Raw genomic sequence first — 18,058 nt, forward strand, 5'->3', positions numbered from 1 at the left:
GACCCACGGCGAGCTCTCCACACTCAGGTTGAACGCTCGACTTCTACTGCAGACACGGCAGTCAGCGGCGATCCACCTCATTGTGTTAGCCCCTGTAAGTCGGCCGCGTCCACTTCGCAGTGGTGTTACTTCTCACCGACATTTTCGGGCTCTGTGATCGACAAGTGGTGTCCAAACTCGGATACAGACGGTGTCCGTTTTCACCTACGAAGCCACCTGGCTCTGTAGGCGAGACCTGACACCGCTTGTCGACGAATTCGGACAGCGTTTGTCGATCACAGCGTCGCGAAATGTCGGTGAGAAGTGACACCGCCTCGGAGCTGGAGCCGCGCTCGCGGGCGGGGTTGTGGCCGTCCAAGGAGTGGTCAGGGATGCACTCTCCGTTCCATACCGGACTGGCCATCAGCACGGTGGACACGGTGCCCAGGGGCCGTGCGAGCCTCGCTCTTCCTGTAAAGCGAGCTTGACAACTACCCAGAGGTGACAAGTAAGCTTTACATGTGAGAAATAGCGTCAGGGAACTGCGGTCGTCACGAGGGCTCTCTCAGGGCCAACTGGGCACGGCCCTCGGGGTCTCCCGGCAGACGATCAACGCCATCGAAACCGAGCGGTACACACCTTCCCTGCCGCTCGCCCTGTCCATGGCCAAGTTCTTCGAGGTCAGCGTTGAGGAGATGTTTCATGCCAATGAGGGCCCAGCAGATGACCAATAACACAGCCAGGCGGTCCGTCCCCGGCTTCTTCCTCGTCCTCGGAGGCGCCTGCCTCGTGGCCGCGACTTTCGGAGGCCGCCTCGCTCTCGGCCTGGTGACGTTCGGGATCCTGGCGGTCTGCAGTCTCGCCTTAATGCTGCTGGGACGCCGGAGCGAAACCTACCAGGGCCTCACCGAGAAGGAACCTGACGAGCGCTTCGCAAGGATCGCAGGGCGAGCCTGGGCCGGCACGGGCGTGGTGCTTACCGTGGGGAATCTCAGCGCCTTCATCGGTGACCTGGCATCCGGACGAAGCGGCGATCCGTACTTCTGGTTCGTGGCCACCGCCGCCATCGCCTACGTCGCGTTCGTCGTCTTCTGGTCTCGGCATACCTGAGACCCTGTCGCCTCCAACGGTTCGTCACCGTACGTCGGACCGGGCAACGCGATCAGCCTGGTTACCGAAGCTCGGTGCCGGGCGAGCTGACCGGGCGTGGCCAATGGCGGGCACGTCACTTGCCGGCCGAGTCCTGGGCGGCGGCTCGGGCTTGGGTGAGGGCGAGGCGGTAGGATTCAGTGCCGGTCTGGATGAGGTTGCCGCCGAAGGTGAGGCGGTCGACGATGGCCGCGCAGAGGCGGGGGTCGGTGAAGGTCTTGGTCCAGCCGCTGAAACTCTCGTTCGAGGCGATGGCGACGCTTTTCTTCTCCTCACGCTCCGTCAGGACCTGAAACAGCAACTCAGCGCCCCTGCGGTCCAGCTCCATATAGCCCAGCTCATCAATACAGAGAAGATCGACCCGGCCGTAGCGGGCGATGGTCTTGGTCAGCTGCTTCTCGTCCGCGGCCTCGACCAGTTCGTTGACGAGTTTGGTGGCGAGCGTGTAGCGGACCCGGTAGCCGGCCATCGCCGCCTCGGTGCCCAGCGCGATCAGCAGGTGGGACTTGCCGGTGCCTGAGTCGCCGATCAGGCAGAGCGGCAGGCCCTTCTTGACCCACTCGCAGGTCGCCAGGGTGTGGATGACCGCCGGGTCGACGTTGGGGTTCGCCTCGAAATCGAAGGCCCGCAGCGATTTCTCACGAGGAAAGCCGGCGGCCTTGATCCGTCGTTCCGAACGGCGCCGGGCCCGGTCGTCGCACTCGGCCATCAGCAGCTCGGCGAGGAAGCCGCGATACGACATCTGGTCGCGGGCTGCGGCTTCGGCGAGTTCTGGGAACTGGGCTCGGATGGTGGGCAGCCGGAGCATGCGGCATGCCTGATCGACGGCAGCATCGGCGGCCTGCTCGGTCATTCCGCGGTGGCGTTTGAACGTCGTCATGGTGAATCTCCCTCGACGGCGGAACGGTCCGGCCGCTGCCGCGGTCGCAGCAGCTGGTCGTAGGCCGCGACCGAGGGCAGCGGCCGGTTGTCGGGCGGCAGGTGGGCCAGCCGCCGTTCGGTCAGAAACGTCACGGTCGCCCGGTCCGGCTTTGGATCGGCGACGGGCGGTACTTCGTCAGCCTCGGCCGCTCAGCGGGCTTCCAGCGCGACGGCGTCCGCGGTCAGGGCGCCGGCCCGCAGGGCCGCGGCGAGCCCGGTCACCAGGTACTCGTGATGGAGATGGCGGCCGAGCAGCATGACTTCAATGAGGGCCCGGGTGCCGTCCCGGTCGCCATGGGCCTTGCAGGCCGGCGCCCACCAGGCGTCGTGGACGGGGGTGAACTTGCCTGCGGAGCAGGCCTGTTCCAGCGCGGTCGCGCCGGGGAAGGCACCGGGCTTGCGGACCAGGGCCTCCAGGTAGTGGTCCAGCTCCAGGTGGGCCTGGCCCTTGGCGATCAGCCGTTCGTGCCGGGCGACTTCTCTGCGGCCGTCGTAGACGACGACCTCGGAGGCGTGCAGCATCACCCGAACGGTGCGGCCGATCAGCCCCACCGGCACCGAGTAGCGGTTCGTGCGTACGCTGACCTGCGCATATCGGTCCACCCGCAAGCTGAACAGCCTGCCGGTCTCGAACGGCTCGTCCGGCAGCGGCCGTAACAGCGGCCGCTCCACGGCGAAGTACTCGCCGATCGTCCTCGGCCGTGACCTGATGCGGTGGGCATCGTCCTCGACGTCCCACCGCTCGATCATGGCGTTGAGCTCGGCGAGGGAGCCGACTTCCGGGACGGGGACCAGGTGGTTTCGGCGGAACCAGCCGATCTGGCCTTCCACCCCGCCCTTTTCGTGGGCGCCTTCGAGTCCCGGGATGCAGTACATGCTTTCGTTTCCGTAGTGCGAACGAAACGCGGTCCACCGCTCGTTCTCCACACGAGCCCGTGACAGGCCCAGCACCCGGGCCACCGCGGCCCGCAGGTTGTCATAGCGCACCTTGCCGGTCGGCGCCCCACCCAGCACGCTGAGAGCGTGAACGTGGCCCTCGAAGAACGCCCCCCGGCCCACCGGACGTCTTCGCCCAGATAGGCAGCCCCCCGGACGACGCTGTGCAACGAAGCTTGGGTGATCTCCTGCCGCTGTGGCTCATAGCTCTTCTAGCCGGCCTTCTCTCGGCCGGTGTGCCGCCGGTCCGGACGGCAACGACCACGAGCATCGTGAACAAGGTGGCCGGACGGTCCACGGGATCCGTGCAATCGATCACGCCGGGGCAACTCCCTGCCGCTACGCCACCATCCAGCCGCTCAGCAGCCGCAGATTCTTAGTGGCGGGTGCCCTCACAAACAGCGTGGTCGACGTCGGATCCGGCACAAGTGCCTGAATGCGGCCGGGCACGGGACAGCCAATAACGCGGCGCTGGAGAGATCGAAACCTGCACCTGCGACGCCACCAGATCCGCCGGCCGTGCTAGCCACCCCTCGCCCCCTCCGGGCCGTACCCCCCTCACACCCGTACGGCCCGGCGGACTCCCAATGTGGCATCGCCCTGTGGCACTGCCGAACGACACACCGACCGACGGGCGGGGCTGCAACGGCGCCTTGACCAACAGTGGTCCACCCCTCCCAGGCGGAGATACGGGGCAGGCACACCCCGGATCCCCGTCATCCGACGATCGCCACACGGCCTGTCGTCACCACCCCTCCACCCTATGAAGGACGCCCATGCCCATCACTCCACCCGGACGCCTGCTTCAGCGCTGTCTGTTGGCACTGCTGTTGCCCCTTGCTGTCGTAGTCCTGCCGGCGCACACAGCCGCTGCGGCCACCGGCTGGACCGTCACCGGCCCGTCCGCAGGCTCCCCGACGGCAGCGCAGATCACGCTGCACGACGACGGCACGCTCACCTTCGCCGCGACGAGCCATGACCAGACCGTCCTGTCACCATCCCCGATCGGGATCCGCACCAGTGCCGCCGACCTGACGAGAAACCTGACGTTCTTGCAGCGCAATGACCGGACGGTCACCGAGTCGTACACGATGACCACGGGTAAACAGCGCAATCGGCAGACTGCCTACACCGAGACGACCCTGTCCTTCTCGGGTACCGGCGGTGCCCGGCTCAACGTCGTGGTCCGTGCCTCAGACACCGGCGTGGCCTACCGCTACGTACTGCCGGGCAGCGGATCGGTGACCGTGACCGGTGAGGCGTCGTCCTGGACGGTCCCGTCCTCGGCCAACGCATGGCTCGTGCCGCCCGACCGCGAGGACCAAGGCCAGTGGTTCGCCACCACCGCCGGTGGCGCTCCCACCAACACCTACCACCTGCCCGCGCTGTTCCGGATCGGCAACGCATATGCGCTCGTGGCCGAAACGGACCTTGACGGCCGGTACGCGGCCTCCTACCTGTCCCACACGTCCGGCTCCGCCACCTACACCGCTCACCTGGAGGGCGGAATCACCACCACGCTGCCACTCTCGACGCCGTGGCGCACCGCAGCAGTCGGCGACCTGGCGAGCGTCACCCAGTCCACGATCACGGACGACTTGGCCGCGCCCTCAAAGGTCTCCGACACCTCCTGGATCAAGCCCGGCACCGTGGCCTGGTCCTGGCTGAGCGAACACAGCAGCCCGTCCAGCGAGGCCCGGCAGAAGCAGTACATCGACTTCGCCCAGCGTCACGGCTGGGGTTACGTCCTCATAGACGAAGGCTGGTCATCGTCCTGGGTGCCGAACATCGTGTCCTACGCCAAGGCCAGAGGCGTGCAAGTCATCCTGTGGTTCAACTCCTCGGACCTGCGCACCGCAGCGCAGCGCGACCAGTGGCTGCCGCAGGTGAGGAACTGGGGAGTTGCCGGGGTGAAAATCGATTTCATCGACGAGTACTCCCAGCCGACCCTGCAGTGGTACGACGCCCTACTCACTCAGACCGCGAACCTGAAGCTCGTGGTCAACTTTCACGGCACCGCCATGCCGCGCGGAATGCAGCGCACGTGGCCGCAGGTGGCCACTGCCGAGGCGGTGTACGGCTCGGAACAGGTCCGCAACCGAGCCGCCTTCGACACCATCCTGCCCTACACCCGAAATGTGATCTCCAGCATGGACTTCACGCCCGTGGTGTTCAGCATGACCACCCGTGACACCACCGATGCCCACGAACTGGCCACCTCCGTCGTGTTCGAGTCGGGCTGGCAGCACCTCGCCGACAGCCCCGAGAGCTACGAGGCACACCCCGAGGCGCTGCGTGTCCTCGACCAGCTCCCCGCCGCCTGGGACGAGACACGCCTGCTCGGCGGCAGCCCCGGCAAAGAGGCGTACCTGGCCCGTCGAGCCGGCGGCCACTGGTATGTCGGTGGCATCTCCGCCGTGTCCGCCAAGACCTATCAGACACCCCTGTCCTTCCTCAGCTCGGGGCAGTGGCTGGCCGAGACCGTTCGCGACGGCGCCGGAGGCCTCACCCACGAAACCCGCGTCGTCACCAAAGCCGACACCCTGTCAGTGGCAATGGCTGCCAACGGCGGCTTCGTAACAGCGCTGTGCCCCTACACGTCCGGCATGTCTACCTGCTCCCCCACGGGCCAGGCCGGCGCGCTGAGGGGAAGCCAGTCCGGTCTATGCGTGGACGTGCCGGGGGCGAGCCGAACCAACGGCACGCAGGTGGCTCTGTGGGACTGCCAGGGCCAGGCCAACCAAACCTGGACCGCCTCCACGACGGAGCAGTTGACGGTCTACGGCAGTGCGAAGTGCCTTGACGTCAAGGGCGGAGCCACGGCCGACGGTACGGCGGTGCAGATCTACGACTGCAACAACTCCGCGGGCCAGCGTTGGACCGTAGGCAACGACGGCACGGTGGTGAACCCCCACTCGGGCAAGTGCCTGGACGCCGCCGAGGGCGGCACCACCACCGGCACCCCGCTGCAGATCTGGACCTGCAACGGTAACCCCAACCAGACCTGGTACCGGGCCAATACTGCCGGCGCCTACAGGGGGAAAGGGTCCGGCCGCTGCCTGGACCTCCCCGGCGGCAACCAGTCGGACGGCACCCGCCCGGTGCTGTGGGACTGCAATGGCGGCACCAACCAGACCTGGTTCTCCACCCTGACCGGTGAACTCACCGTCTTCGCCAACCGCTGCCTGGACGCAGCGGGCGGAGCCAACGCCAACGGCACCGCGATACAGATCTACGACTGCAACGACACCTACGGACAGAAGTGGCGGGTCCGATCCGACGGCACGATCGTTAACCTCAAATCCGGCACCTGCCTGGACGCGGTCGGCGCCGACACGGCCAACGGCACCCAGCTGCAGCTGTGGACCTGCAACGGCAGCGCCAACCAGGTGTGGACCAGAAGCTGACAGCCCGTTTACTGGACCGGAACCCGTTCATGCGGTGTATCCGGCACTGCTGGCCACGGCGTCTGAGACCCGCTGGGTCGCGAAAGCGGCCGATACTCGGCCTGACCCGTGCATAAGAGCCGGACACTGCCCGGCCAACCGGACCGACCTACCCGACCAGCTCACCCGATCGCCCGCCATCGCAGGCGACTGCACCAGCCCGAAGGAATTGGAATGAGATCACCGTTCACGGCGCCCGGCGGAGCCGAGCGTCGTGCCGCGCGCACCCTGGCGTTCGGACTGACCGCTCTCCTGCTGGCCGTCGCGGCCCTTGCAGGAATCCCGCATCCCGTGCAAGCCGCATCAGCGAGCGTCGGTGCATACCCAGTCGCGTCGGTCTACCCGCCGTCGACGGACTACACGCTCACCGTCAACGGAACGCCTGTGCCCGTCACCAAGTACCAGGGTTACGACATCGCCCAGTTCGCTCTGGGAAGCGGTACCGCCACCATGGCGGTGACCAAGACCAGTAATACCGACATCGGCTCTTACAGCATCAGCCCGCAAAAGCTGAACATCAGCGGGTCGGTCACTGGCCCGACCCTGACCTTCACCGTGCAACATGACGACTACCTGATCGTCAAGCTGGACGGCCGCCCCAACCTGGTTATCGCAGCCGACCCGGCGGAGTCCGGCCGTCCCTCGCCTAGCGGCACCGGGATCTTCAATGTGCGAAGCGCCCCGTACAACGTGCAGCCGAACACCGGCGCCTACACCACGACGGCCTTCCAGACCGCACTGAACGACGCCGCCGCGTGGGGCACCGAGAACGGGCGGCAGGGTATCGTCTACGTGCCTGCCGGTGTCTACACGCTGGGCAACATATACCTGCGGAGCAACCTCGCCCTCTACCTGGCCCCCGGCGCGGTGCTCCGCTACACCGGAGAGGCCGACCACTACGTGGTGGGCGGCCACAAGAACTCCCAGGGACGTGACCTCACCTGGTTCATATCCACCCGCTATTCGTCGTCGAACATCAAGATCTACGGCCGGGGGATCATCGACGGCAACGGAGCGGCTTCGCTCAAGCCCAGCAACCTCGGCGTGAACCTCCTCATGCCTATCTACACCGACGGATTCACGGTCGACGGCATCACGTTCCGGGAGTCGAGCAGCTGGGCGGTCATCCCGCTGCGCTCCTCGAACCTGACGTTCCGCAACGTCAAGTTTTTCAACAGGTTCGACATGGGCGAGAACGACGGGATCGACGTCACCGAGTCCACGAACGTCACCGTAACCCACGCGATCGGCATCGGTCTCGACGACCCGTTCAGCACCAAGACTTGGGGCGATGTCGCCGACATCTACAAAGCCGTCCCCGGCACGGCACGTCCGTTGAAGCACGTCACCTTCGATGACCTGGTCTCCTGGACCTACTGCTACGGAGTCAAGGTGGGCCAAGGCGTGATCCAGCCCCAGGACGACGTCACGTTCAAGCACGTCGTCGTCTACGACGCCGCTGTCGGCATCGGCGTCCACCACAAGTACGGAGCGTCGAGCGCTACGAACATCCGCTTCGACGACATCGACATCGAGCGGCTGGACTTCGCCAACGACGGCAACCGGACGTGGCTGGCGCTAATGACTGGAAACACGCAAGGCGTCGGACCGGTCACGGGTGTCACAATCTCGGACGTGAAGGTCCGGAACGCCGGCACCACGGCCGGGCGCATCAACGGCCAGCCCGGTGCCCCCATCACCGGGATCACCCTGAGCAACATCGTGATGCCAGCGAGCTCTACCCCCGCCACCACGCTCGGTCAGATGAATCTCACCAACCTCTCGGACCACGGCCCCGTCACAATCAGGCCGTAGACCCGTACTGCCCGAGTGCCGATCTCCCATCTGTCACCGAACTGCTGTGGACACACCTACAGCGGCCCGGAGAAGCCTCAGTCGGGTCTCAGACCAAGGCCTCACCCACTGACCGCGCAGGGCTCGGCGACCCCACCGTGGGCGGGCGACTACCCCGGAGATACGCCGTTCTGACCTCCCCGCCCTCCTTTTGGCATCTCCCGGCCGCCGGCCCGCGATGCGACGTCGGCTGCGGCCCCGGCCCTGCACGCACCTGCGCGTCCAGGGCCGGGCTTTGCCTGGCCTCGCCCTGCGGGAGGTGCGGCAGTTCGAGGAGGCTATCGACGCCCCCACTCAGGCTGCTGGCATCGCCCGTGAGCTCGGCGACCGCCACGGCGAAGGCACGGCGCTGGGCCAGGCGCTGGGACACCCAGCCTTGCGACCGGTGAAGGCGCTTGGCGAGGGCTCGTTGACTGCCGTGGATGGCGAGCAGCCGCTGCAGGGCGCGGGCTTCGTCGATCTCGTCGAGGTCTTGCCGGTGGATGTTGGCGACGAGGGCGGATTCGAGAAGTTCTTCCGCGGTGGAGCCCAGGTCGTCGCTGACCATGACCTTAATGGTGGCCAGTCCGGCTTCGCGTGCGGCGGCGAGGCGGCTGCTGCCGTCGACGACGACGTGGGTGGTGTCCGGCTCCAGGGCGTGTTCTTGGCCGGGGTTGACCTTGATGTAGGCGTCACGGTTCATGACCGTGATCGCCTGCTTCTGTCCGTGGGTCTTCAGGAGGCCAGCCCGCACGGCATGCAACACCTGCTGTGCCGGGCGGTCTGGGACGCCGATGCCATCCGTGGCAACGTGCGCGAGTACGTCGTCGAGCACCTCCGTGAGGAGGCTGCGGTGCTGGTCGTCGACGAGAGCGGCGACGTGAAGAAGGGCACCCGCACCGTCGGGGTCCAGCGCCAGTACACCGGCACGGCCAGACGGATCGAGAACGCCCAGGTCGCGGTCTACCTCGTCTACGCGGGCGAGCGGGGCCAGCAGCGGTGGCCCGGGTGCGGGCGGCGTACGCGCGGACCGCGTCGGCGGCCGCGGGGTCCAGCTGCTGCCGGGCGGTGTCGGCCGGGGGCCGGCTGTTCCGCTCATCGAGGGCTCCGTAGGGCGCGGTTCGGATGTGTCTCACCAGAGTCTCGCCGGAGCCTGCCGGGCCGGGACCGCTTCAGCCGAGTCATGCCCCAACGTCTGGGGTTCGAGTGCAGGGAGGGACACCGCCGGTCCGACCCGGCGTCTGAGTCAGTCGAACTGTGTGCACACGCTCGGCCTCAGCGCTCGCTTGACCACCCATCCCGTGGTGCCCTCGCGCAGCCCTGACGACTTGCGGGTGCCGGACGCTGCCGGAGTCGTAGGCCAGGCGGACGCGGTACCAGCCGCCCCGGGTCTGAGAGGCATATACCGCATCACCTCGGTGCAGCAGGCCGAGGGCGGTGTAGCGGGTCCCGGGCCCGGTCCGCAGCCGCACGGTGTCGATGACCTCATAGCCACACTCGCTGAAGTCCGCCCGCGCCAAGGTGGTCGGGGGCTGCTCAAGGGGGCTGGCCGAGGCCTGCGGGACGGCCACGACCGTGCCGGACAGGACAACGGCCACGGCCACGGCCACGGCCACGGCCACGAGGATCAGTCGCTTCACGCCCCGCCAAACCTCAGTTCGCGGCGGCCGTCACGGCATGCGGCCGAAAGATCACCCGGGCGAGTGCGTACGCCCATGTTCGCCGCCCTCGCGCTCCGCCGTGGGGAAGCCGCCGCCCGACGCCGGCACGAAGCCGAGGAGCACAACCAGGACGACGTTCTCCTGGTGCGCTGTCTGCCGCCGTCGTCACCACGCCGGCTACGCGGAGTCGCTCGCTGCCCAGTGAGGGATGCACTTTTTCGTGGACCTCAAGCACCACATGTTGTGGTGATCTGACAGGAGCCCCCTCCCCGTCCGGAGGGGCTCAAGGTCTCCGCAACAGGCCTGCTTACCTCGCTCTCTGGGTAGGGATCCTGACCTGACCTGGGCTTTCACGGCAGTCGTCGGCCACTCAGTCGCTGTTACACGCATAGCTGCCTCGGTTTATGAGCCCTTCCCCACATGTAGAGCGCCCCGCCGTGGGAGCCGCGCGCGTGGACCAGCATGGGGATGCCGTGCAACACCTGGCCTGCGGGGCACACCTGGCTGTGACCAGCGCTTTCAGCCCGCACCGCGCGCGTTCTCCCTGCGTCGTACTTGTCCCAGCCCACCGACGACGGCGGCCTCGGCCTGGGCACCGTTGCGAGGAGCGTCCTGTAACTGTGACCGGCAACGATCAACGACGCGAGTGACCAACGGGTCACAGTCAGGATGTGTTCAGGTTCCCGCTGGCACAGTCGTCCGGTATGACCCAGGAGACACCCGAGAGGCTGGTCGTTCCAGAGCTCGGCACCCGGCAAGGGGACCGGAGGCAATCCGGCGAACAACCGGCCGAAGGGGGCTTGCACCAGGTCGCCGGTACTGGATGGGGAGTGGCAGAACGATCTCTGTGCGTCAGGAGGGCAGGCCGTCCGAGGGAATCGGTCGACGTGCCGTCCAGCGCTCCTCACATCGCGTAAGAGCGTAGCGAGGTGTGCCCCCGGTCATGACAGGCACACATGAAAGTCCTCGCTTGTCTACAAGATTGTAGACAGTTACCGTTCCGCAGACGTGAGGGTGCCCCCTCCGCGCTGCCATCGTCCATGTGAGGATTGCATGACAACTTCGACGACTACCGCGACTGCTCGTCATGTCGCGGGCAGCCGCCTGTTGAACAAGGTGCCCGAGGTCACGGTCTGGTTCTGGATCATCAAGATCCTCTGCACGACCGTCGGCGAGAGTTTCGCCGACTACATCAACGAGACGCTGGGCTTCGGCCTGACCAACACCATGCTGTTGTTCACCGCGGTCTTCGCGATCGTGCTGGCGATCCAGTTCCGCACGAAGCGCTACGTCCCGTTCCCGTACTGGCTCACCGTGGTGGTGGTCAGTGTCACCGGCACGCTGTACACCGACATGCTCACCGACAAGCAGCAGGTCCCGCTGTGGCTAAGCTCGACGGTGTTCTCGGTCCTGCTGGCCGTCGTTTTCGGGGTCTGGTGGCTGCGCGAGCGGACGCTGTCGATCCACAGCATCACGACCTTCCCGCGTGAGGCGTTCTACTGGCTGACAGTCCTGGTGACGTTCGCACTGGGTACCGCCCTGGGTGACTGGACGCTGGAGCTGACCAACTGGACGCCCGCGCAGTCGGTGTTCCTGCCGCTGGGCCTCATCGCGTCGATCACCGCGCTGTGGAGGTTCGGCGCCAACCCGGTTCTCTCGTTCTGGCTGGCCTACATCCTCACCCGGCCGCTCGGCGCCAACATCGGTGACTGGCTCGCCTCCCAGAAGGCGGCGGCCAACCCCGGCGAGCCGGTGGGACTTGGCCTGGGTACCTTCACCACCAGCCTGGTCTTCCTCGGCGCCATCCTGGCCACGGTCGTTTACCTGACGATCAGTCGCAGGGACGTCGCCGAGACTTCCGAGACGACGCACGAGCCGCCGGCCACCAACGCCCGCAAGGAGCGAATCGCGCTCGGAGGCTTGGCAGTGATCACCGCTGGCACCGTCGCGCTGATGATCTGGGCTCACAACCAGCCCCATGTCACCTGCGACCCGACCGGCCAGAGCGAGACGATGCCGGCCTGCCCGAAGGCCGCCATGACCGGCAAGCAGACGACCGCGGCAGTGGCGAAGTACGAGAAGCTCGCCCAGACGGCGATCGCTCAGGACCGGGCCGGGACGGCGGCGGCCTCCCACGCCACCGTGCAGAAGATGCGCGACGACTGGGACGCCGACACCACCTCGCTGCAGGCGGTCAACAACACCACGTGGACTCTGCTCGACCGCCAGATGGATGAGGTCCTCAAGGCGTACGCCATCGACCACGGCAACATTCGGCCGGCGCCGGCCGCCGAACAGGAGAAGCAACTCAGCACCTTGCTGGGCGACCTCCACAGCCACCGCTTCTGAGGAGGGTCGGGGCCTTGAACTGGTGGCCGGTTCAAGGGACCTGTACAGGACCGGTCACCAACTGCGCCACACCGGTGCACCAGGGCCCAACGCCCCCAGTGTCGGTGTTACGACGGGCCACCTGCTCTGGAACGATGCGTCTCATGCAGCCCCTGCCGGCACCCTGCCCCGCTGATCTGATCCCGGACGCGACGGAGCAGGAAACCTTCAACATCGCGTACCAGGCGGCCAAGCAACAGCGTGCCGTTTTCGTTGCCATCGAGCGCATGGGACCGCACTGGACGGTCAAGGCCGACGCGCTCACCGCGGGGAGGCCGTCGCCTTCGATGTGAGTGACGAGGGCGCGGTGGACGGCGAGGCGTCCCGGCTGTTCGACCGCAGCCGCACCGGCGCGGGGGGGCTCCGGCATCGGCCTGTCCCTCGCCCGCGATCTGGCCGGGTCTCTGGGCGGCAGACTCTCCCTGACCGGTCGCCATCCGGCCGCCTTCACCCTGCTCGTCCCCGTACGCCGCGAGGAGTTCGGCTCCGAGGGCGACGGCTGAGGAGGGTTCAGGTGCCTGCTGCGGTGGGAGCCGGTCACAGCCGGGTGACGATCCGGTTCGCGGCGGTCTTCTGCAGCAGCCCGTAGGCGAGGCCCGGCAACAGCAGGTGCGGTTTGTCGGGCAGGGACGCGGTGAGCAGTACGGCGCTCGCGCTGCTGTTGTTCATGCCGCAGGCGAGCGTCAACGACGAGGCGGTAACCGCCTCCAGCCGCAGGAGGTGGGCGGCGACCTGGCCGAGGACGAAGGAGAGCAGGCAGACCAGGGCGGCCACGGCCAGGGCAGCGGCGAACAGCAGCGGGCGTGGCCGGGTGAGCACGGATCCGAGGGCGCCGCTGGCGTTGACGTAGGTCAGGACCAGCGAACCGGCCATGGCCGACGGCGCCACCGTCGTGACTAGACGGCCCAGCCACCGCGCGGGCAGGACGATTGCACCCAGCAGGCCCGCCGCGCAGGGAAGGACCACGGCAGCGAGGGCGAATCCACCCTGGGCCAGCCGGCCGGTCGCGGCGAGGGTGTGCGCGTAACCGCCGCTGACCAGCGGCGACAGCGTCGCCAGCAACACGGGGGCGGTCAGCGGGCTGAGGATGGTGGAGGCCAGGACGAGGCCCACCATCGTCGGCTGATCTCCCTCGCCCTTATCGGTCCACACGGTCGCCCCGGCGGCGACGGGCATCACCACGACGAGGATCATCGCGGTGAGCAGTCCGCTGCCGCCATCGGTGTCCGGGGTGCGCCGCAGGAGAAAGGCGACGAACGGCACGACCGCCAGCGGGATCGCCAGGTGCAGCACGAGGCCGGCGAGCAGTGCCTTCGGACGCCGCAGCAGGGCACCCAGCGCGCGGACGGGGACCTGGAGCCCGGCCGAGAACAGCACCAGGGACAGCAGGAGCGGCGCGGCGTGCACTGTCAGATGCGACGGCGGCAAGGGATGGGGGCGGCGCAGCCACAGACCGGGGGCGGGCAGGGCCAGGGCGAGGGCGTAGGACAGGACGACAGCGCGGCCGAGCCGGTGCCGCAGCCAGGACGCGGCGCGGGTGTGCATGGCCCCATGTTGATCAGGCCGGACCCGGCGGGCCGGGAAGCCGCGCGGCAGGCAGGATGCGCTCAGGCAACCGCTGGCAACGTCCTGCCCATGATCTACGAACTCTCCGAGACTCCCGGGCGGCGCCGCGCGGGCGTCGGGGCGTAAACAGCGTCATGATCACGGCGAGATAGCCGGCAAAATCCGGGTGCTGCTCCACTGCGGTCTGCCGGGTGACGTCGCCTTCGCACAACCCGGTGCCACCGACGGGGACGCCTCGGTCCACCCCGGCAGCCTGCCCCGCATCAGCACCTTGCGCGGGCACGGCTACCGCCTGGAACTCTGACGGACGCCGCGCGCGGCAGCAGCGAGCAGGCCGCCGGTCTTCCCGGCGGCCTGCTCATCGGGTTCAGTCCGCGTTGGGCCGGGCGAGGCCGTGGTCGTAGGCGAAGATCACGGCCTGGATCCGGTCGCGGGCTCCGATCTTGGCCAGGACGCGGCCGACGTGGGTCTTGACGGTGGACTCGGAGAGCACGAACCGGGCGGCGATCTCGCCATTGGTCCAGCCCTTGCCTACGGCGATGAGGATCTCCCGTTCGCGGTCGGTGAGGGAGACGAGCCTCGGGTCCTCGGCGGCGTCACCCCGGTGGGCGGGGACGTACTGGGCGAACTCGTCCAGGAGGCGGCGGGTGAGGGCGGGCGCGATCACGGCGTCGCCGGAGGCGACGGCGCGGATCCCCGCGAGGAGCTCCTCGGGGCGCGCGTCCTTGAGGAGGAAACCGCTGGCCCCTGCCCGGATCGCGGCGTGGACGTACTCGTCGAGGTCGAACGTCGTGAGCACGAGGACGCGGGAGCGGCCGCCGGCGGCGACGATGCGGCGGGTGGCCTCGATGCCGTCCATGCCGGGCATGCGGACGTCCATCAGGACGACGTCCGGGCGCAGTTCGGCGGTCTTGCGGACGGCCTCCGCGCCGTGGGCGGCCTCCCCGACGACGTCGGTCTCGGGGACGGAGTCCAGGAGCAGGTGGAACCCGTAGCGTTGCAGCGGCTGGTCGTCCACGATGAGGACGGTGGTCATCGGTCACTGCCCCGGGGCGTGAGGTCGAGGACGGCTTCGACGCTCCATCCTCCGCCGTCCGTCGGTCCCGCGCCGACGGTGCCTCCATACAGAGCGGCTCTTTCTCGCATGCCCACCAGGCCGTGCCCTTCCTCGTTCGGCGGTCCCGGCTGTGCGGCCGGGCCGGTGTCCTGGACCCGGATGGTCAGCCGGGTGTCCGTCACGGCGACCGCCAGGTGCACCCGGGCGTCGTCGGCGGCGTGCTTCATGGTGTTGGTGAGGGCTTCCTGGACGATGCGGTACACCGTCAGCTGGACCCCGCCGTCCAGAGCCTCGACGTCGCCGGAGGTCCGGTAGACGACCTCCAGTCCGGCGGCGCGGACCGTGGCGCACAGCGCGCCGATGTCCGCGATGCCGGGCTGCGGGCTGAGCTCGGGCCCACCCGACGAACCGTCCCCAGCCTCGCGCAGTACACCGAGCACGCGCCGCAGCTCGCCCAGGGCCTGCCGGCCGGTGTCGCCGATGAGCTGCAGGGCCTCTTTGCCCCGTTCGGGTGCGATGTCGGTGGCGTAGGCGCCGGCGTCGGCGAGCGTGATGATCACGGACAGGTTGTGGCCGACGATGTCGTGCATCTCGCGCGCCACCCGGGTGCGTTCAGTGGCCGTGGCCAGCCTGCTGCGCTGGTCGCGCTCGATTTCCAGCCGGGCGGCCCGCTCCCGGAGTCCGGCGAGCTGGGCCCGGCGGATTCGCACCATGAGGCCGAGCGCGAGGGCCGCCGTCGCCGTGCTCAGCAGGAAGAACAGCGCGTCCCAGACGGACACGGCCGAGGACGCGCGGACCGCGACCAGCAGCATGGCTCCCGCCATGACCGCACCGGCCCACGGCAGCTGCCGCAGCCGCCCGTGCAGGGCCAGGCTGTACATGGCGACGAAGAGCGCGACGTCAGCGCGCAGCGCCGCGCCCAGGGACCATTGGAGGACGAACACCGCGGCGATGACACCGAAGGCCGCCATGGGCTTGCGTCGCCGCCACAGCAGGGGCAGTACCAGTCCTGCCTGCAGTGCCAGGATTCCCGCGACGGGCAACTCGGTGAAGGCGAGCCGGAAGCGGCGCGGGCCGTCGCCGTCGTCCACACCGCCGCGCAGCAGGTCGGGCAGACAGAACATCAGGAAGACCAGAGCCACGACCACTGTGTCCAGCACCCAGGGGTGTGTCCGGTCGGCCTGCCGCAACCGCTGGCCGCCCCGGGACAGCCGGGCGACCAGCGGTCCCATCCCGCTGATGTCATCGGTGGTCACGGACGTCACCTGTCCATGGTGCGGGCGTCAGACGTCGGTGCGCGCGAGCCGGTACGCCGCGCCGCCCAGCGCAAGCGCCGTCCAGCACAGGAAGACCAGCAGCCCGGCGCCCGGCGACAGGGACGTCGAGTCGTGGGTCAGCGCGAACATCGACTCACCCGCGTTGGACGGCAGGTAGGGGCTGATGTCGTCCTGCCAGGAACTCGGCAGCAAGGAGATCAGCCCTGGGATCAGCATCAGGGCGGCGACCAGCACCGAGATCCCCCCGGCCACCGACCGCAGCAGTGCGCCCAGGGCGGCGCCGATCACCCCGACCAGGCCGAGGTAGAGCCCGGCGCCCAGCAGACTCCGTATTACACCAGCGTGCGAAAGGCTCATCGCCGCGGGAGTGCCCGAGACGATTCCACTGCCGAACAGGAAGGCGACGAACCCACCCACCGTCCCCACGACCAGTGCGACCAGCCCGAACACAGCCGCCTTGGACCACAGCACGGGCAGCCGGCGGGGGACCGCCGCGAGGGTGGAACGGATCATTCCGGTCGAGTACTCGCCCGCCGTGACCAGCACGCCGAGCACGCCCAAGGCGAGCTGGGCGAAGTTCGTACCGAAGAGGGACAGGCTGACGGCCGTCGAATCGGCGAAGTCCCGGTCCATGTGGCCGGAGTCGATCCCCGACTTGTAGCGACTCGCGGAAATCAGGCCGAAGGCCACCAGGAACAGCAGGCCGAGGCCCAGGGTGATCCAGGTCGAGCGCAGGGACCACAGCTTGGCCCACTCGGAGGCGAGCACGCGCCGTCCGGTCACCCGGTAGGCGGGGCGGGCGGGAGTGGTCCTGGGTTCCTCTGCGGTTGCGGTGAGGGTGCTCATGCGGGCCTCCCAAGCGTCTCGATCGCGGTCGTGGAGCCGTGGTACTCCACGGCATCCCTGGTCAGGTCCATGAACGCCTCCTCCAGCGACACGCTCCGCGCGCTCAGCTCGAACAGCGCGATCCCGTGTTCGGCGGCCCTCAGCCCGATCTCGCGGGCGGTCAGCCCAGTCACCTGCAGCTCCTCGGAACCGATCCGGCCGGTGACATCGACGTCCGGCCCGGCGAGTACGTCTCGCAGCCGGGCCGGGTCCTGGGTGACAACCTTCACCGTGTCCCCGCCGGCCTCCCGGATCAGGTCTGCCACGGTCGTGTCGGCCAGCAGCCGCCCGCGCCCCACGATGATCAGGTGGTCCGCCACCAGGGCCATCTCGCTCATCAGATGGGAGGACACGAACACCGTCCGACCCTCGTCGGCGAGCCCTTTCAGGAGGTTGCGGATCCAGAGCACCCCTTCCGGGTCCAGCCCGTTGACCGGCTCATCGAGCATGACCGTCTGCGGATCGCCCAGCAGCGCCGCCGCGATGCCCAGCCGCTGGCCCATCCCGAGGGAGAAGGCGCCGGCCCGCTTCTCCGCCACGCTGTCGAGTCCGGCAAGGCCGATGACCTCGTCGACCCGGCTGCCGGGAATGCCGTGGGTGAGCGCAAGCGCTCTGAGGTGGTTGTACGCCGAGCGGCCGGGGTGGATCGACTTCGCCTCCAGGAGGGCGCCGACTTCCTGCAGCGGCGCCTGGTGGCGGGCGTAGCGGTGGCCGTTCACGGTGACGGAGCCGCTGGTCGGGGCGTCGAGGCCGACGATCATGCGCATGGTCGTGGACTTGCCCGCGCCGTTGGGCCCCAGGAAGCCGGTCACCGTGCCGGGCTTCACCACGAAGTCCAGCCCGTCGACGGCCGTCTTCTCGCCGTACCTCTTGGTCAACCGCCGTGCGTCGATCATTCGCGTTCTCCTGTCGGGCTCCGGCGTCCGTCACTCCGGACGCCTCACCGGCAAAGCTAGGCGC

The 18,058-nt window shown here is 68.3% G+C and carries 18 protein-coding genes and 1 pseudogene; 9 read left to right on the forward strand and 10 right to left on the reverse strand.

Annotation, left to right across the window (positions count from 1 at the left end; all coding sequences use genetic code 11):
• The first annotated feature begins 500 nt into the window (after positions 1-500).
• Positions 501-713: a helix-turn-helix transcriptional regulator gene (locus IG05_RS46165; protein WP_030348874.1), complete on the forward strand. Its 213-nt coding sequence runs from the start codon at positions 501-503 to the stop codon at positions 711-713.
• Positions 703-1,089 (forward strand): hypothetical protein, encoded by a 387-nt coding sequence (locus IG05_RS0139090; RefSeq protein WP_234336236.1) that lies wholly within the window; start codon positions 703-705, stop codon positions 1,087-1,089. Before IG05_RS46165 ends, IG05_RS0139090 begins: the two co-directional genes overlap by 11 nt.
• A 115-nt stretch (positions 1,090-1,204) precedes the next feature.
• On the opposite strand, the gene istB is transcribed toward IG05_RS0139090, so the two are convergent.
• Genes istB through IG05_RS48660 form a run of 3 tightly spaced genes read right to left on the reverse strand, consistent with a single transcriptional unit; the run spans position 1,205 to position 3,063 of the window.
• The gene (istB, locus tag IG05_RS0139095; protein ID WP_030348876.1) at positions 1,205-2,008 is read right to left on the reverse strand and encodes an IS21-like element helper ATPase IstB; all 804 of its coding nucleotides are present in this window, start codon (positions 2,006-2,008) and stop codon (positions 1,205-1,207) included.
• Positions 2,005-2,142 (reverse strand): hypothetical protein, encoded by a 138-nt coding sequence (locus IG05_RS49720; protein ID WP_234336238.1) that lies wholly within the window; start codon positions 2,140-2,142, stop codon positions 2,005-2,007. Before IG05_RS49720 ends, istB begins: the two co-directional genes overlap by 4 nt.
• A 57-nt stretch (positions 2,143-2,199) precedes the next feature.
• On the reverse strand, positions 2,200-3,063 hold the full coding sequence (locus IG05_RS48660) for a Mu transposase domain-containing protein (protein ID WP_234336239.1): 864 nt from the start codon (positions 3,061-3,063) through the stop codon (positions 2,200-2,202).
• 698 nt (positions 3,064-3,761) lie between these two features.
• Here IG05_RS48660 and IG05_RS0139105 point away from each other — a divergent pair.
• Both IG05_RS0139105 and IG05_RS0139110 read left to right on the forward strand, forming a co-directional pair.
• Positions 3,762-6,392 (forward strand): glycoside hydrolase family 97 catalytic domain-containing protein, encoded by a 2,631-nt coding sequence (locus IG05_RS0139105; RefSeq protein WP_078894836.1) that lies wholly within the window; start codon positions 3,762-3,764, stop codon positions 6,390-6,392.
• A gap of 213 nt (positions 6,393-6,605) precedes the next feature.
• The gene (locus IG05_RS0139110) at positions 6,606-8,246 is read left to right on the forward strand and encodes a glycosyl hydrolase family 28 protein (RefSeq protein WP_030348878.1); all 1,641 of its coding nucleotides are present in this window, start codon (positions 6,606-6,608) and stop codon (positions 8,244-8,246) included.
• A gap of 88 nt (positions 8,247-8,334) precedes the next feature.
• Here IG05_RS0139110 and IG05_RS49725 read toward each other — a convergent pair whose 3' ends face one another.
• Positions 8,335-9,099, reverse strand: coding sequence for a ParB/RepB/Spo0J family partition protein (locus IG05_RS49725; RefSeq protein ID WP_234336241.1), 765 nt, complete (start codon positions 9,097-9,099; stop codon positions 8,335-8,337).
• On the opposite strand from IG05_RS49725, the pseudogene IG05_RS46175 reads away from it, so the two are divergent.
• Positions 9,004-9,255: pseudogene (locus IG05_RS46175) on the forward strand (transposase); the annotation flags it as partial. The gene IG05_RS49725 and the pseudogene IG05_RS46175 sit on opposite strands and share 96 nt — an antisense overlap.
• Before the next feature lie 190 nt (positions 9,256-9,445).
• On the opposite strand, the gene IG05_RS50795 reads toward IG05_RS46175, so the two are convergent.
• A complete protein-coding gene (locus IG05_RS50795; protein ID WP_030348880.1) occupies positions 9,446-9,904 on the reverse strand; it encodes an SH3 domain-containing protein in 459 nt (152 codons plus the stop codon).
• A gap of 1,029 nt (positions 9,905-10,933) precedes the next feature.
• Here IG05_RS50795 and IG05_RS0139125 point away from each other — a divergent pair.
• The 3 genes from IG05_RS0139125 (at position 10,934) to IG05_RS0139135 (ending at position 12,816) form a co-directional block, all read left to right on the forward strand.
• Positions 10,934-12,274: a hypothetical protein gene (locus IG05_RS0139125; RefSeq protein ID WP_234336243.1), complete on the forward strand. Its 1,341-nt coding sequence runs from the start codon at positions 10,934-10,936 to the stop codon at positions 12,272-12,274.
• A 143-nt stretch (positions 12,275-12,417) separates the two neighbouring features.
• Positions 12,418-12,606: a hypothetical protein gene (locus tag IG05_RS42900; protein ID WP_037815639.1), complete on the forward strand. Its 189-nt coding sequence runs from the start codon at positions 12,418-12,420 to the stop codon at positions 12,604-12,606.
• Complete coding sequence (locus tag IG05_RS0139135) at positions 12,607-12,816, forward strand: ATP-binding protein (RefSeq protein WP_030348882.1); 210 nt, start codon at positions 12,607-12,609, stop codon at positions 12,814-12,816. It begins immediately after the preceding gene.
• Between the two features lie 34 nt (positions 12,817-12,850).
• On the opposite strand, the gene IG05_RS0139140 is transcribed toward IG05_RS0139135, so the two are convergent.
• Positions 12,851-13,858 carry a sodium-dependent transporter gene (locus IG05_RS0139140; protein ID WP_030348883.1) on the reverse strand — a complete coding sequence of 336 codons (1,008 nt, stop codon included), beginning with the start codon at positions 13,856-13,858 and terminating at the stop codon, positions 12,851-12,853.
• Between the two features lie 187 nt (positions 13,859-14,045).
• On the opposite strand from IG05_RS0139140, the gene IG05_RS48130 reads away from it, so the two are divergent.
• Positions 14,046-14,183, forward strand: coding sequence for a hypothetical protein (locus IG05_RS48130; RefSeq protein WP_158839117.1), 138 nt, complete (start codon positions 14,046-14,048; stop codon positions 14,181-14,183).
• A 63-nt stretch (positions 14,184-14,246) separates the two neighbouring features.
• On the opposite strand, the gene IG05_RS0139150 is transcribed toward IG05_RS48130, so the two are convergent.
• From IG05_RS0139150 to IG05_RS0139165, 4 genes are read right to left on the reverse strand one after another with little or no spacing between them, the layout of a single operon-like run.
• Positions 14,247-14,915, reverse strand: a complete 669-nt coding sequence (locus tag IG05_RS0139150; protein ID WP_030348884.1) for a response regulator — start codon at positions 14,913-14,915, stop codon at positions 14,247-14,249.
• Positions 14,912-16,192, reverse strand: a complete 1,281-nt coding sequence (locus IG05_RS0139155; protein ID WP_030348885.1) for a sensor histidine kinase — start codon at positions 16,190-16,192, stop codon at positions 14,912-14,914. The genes IG05_RS0139150 and IG05_RS0139155 overlap by 4 nt, the downstream gene beginning before the upstream one ends.
• A gap of 27 nt (positions 16,193-16,219) precedes the next feature.
• Complete coding sequence (locus IG05_RS0139160; protein ID WP_030348886.1) at positions 16,220-17,059, reverse strand: ABC transporter permease; 840 nt, start codon at positions 17,057-17,059, stop codon at positions 16,220-16,222.
• Positions 17,056-17,994 carry an ABC transporter ATP-binding protein gene (locus IG05_RS0139165; protein WP_030348887.1) on the reverse strand — a complete coding sequence of 313 codons (939 nt, stop codon included), beginning with the start codon at positions 17,992-17,994 and terminating at the stop codon, positions 17,056-17,058. The genes IG05_RS0139160 and IG05_RS0139165 overlap by 4 nt, the downstream gene beginning before the upstream one ends.
• Positions 17,995-18,058: the final 64 nt, after the last annotated feature.

This window comes from Streptomyces sp. NRRL S-1022 (assembly GCF_000720135.1).
GTDB lineage: Bacteria > Actinomycetota > Actinomycetes > Streptomycetales > Streptomycetaceae > Streptomyces.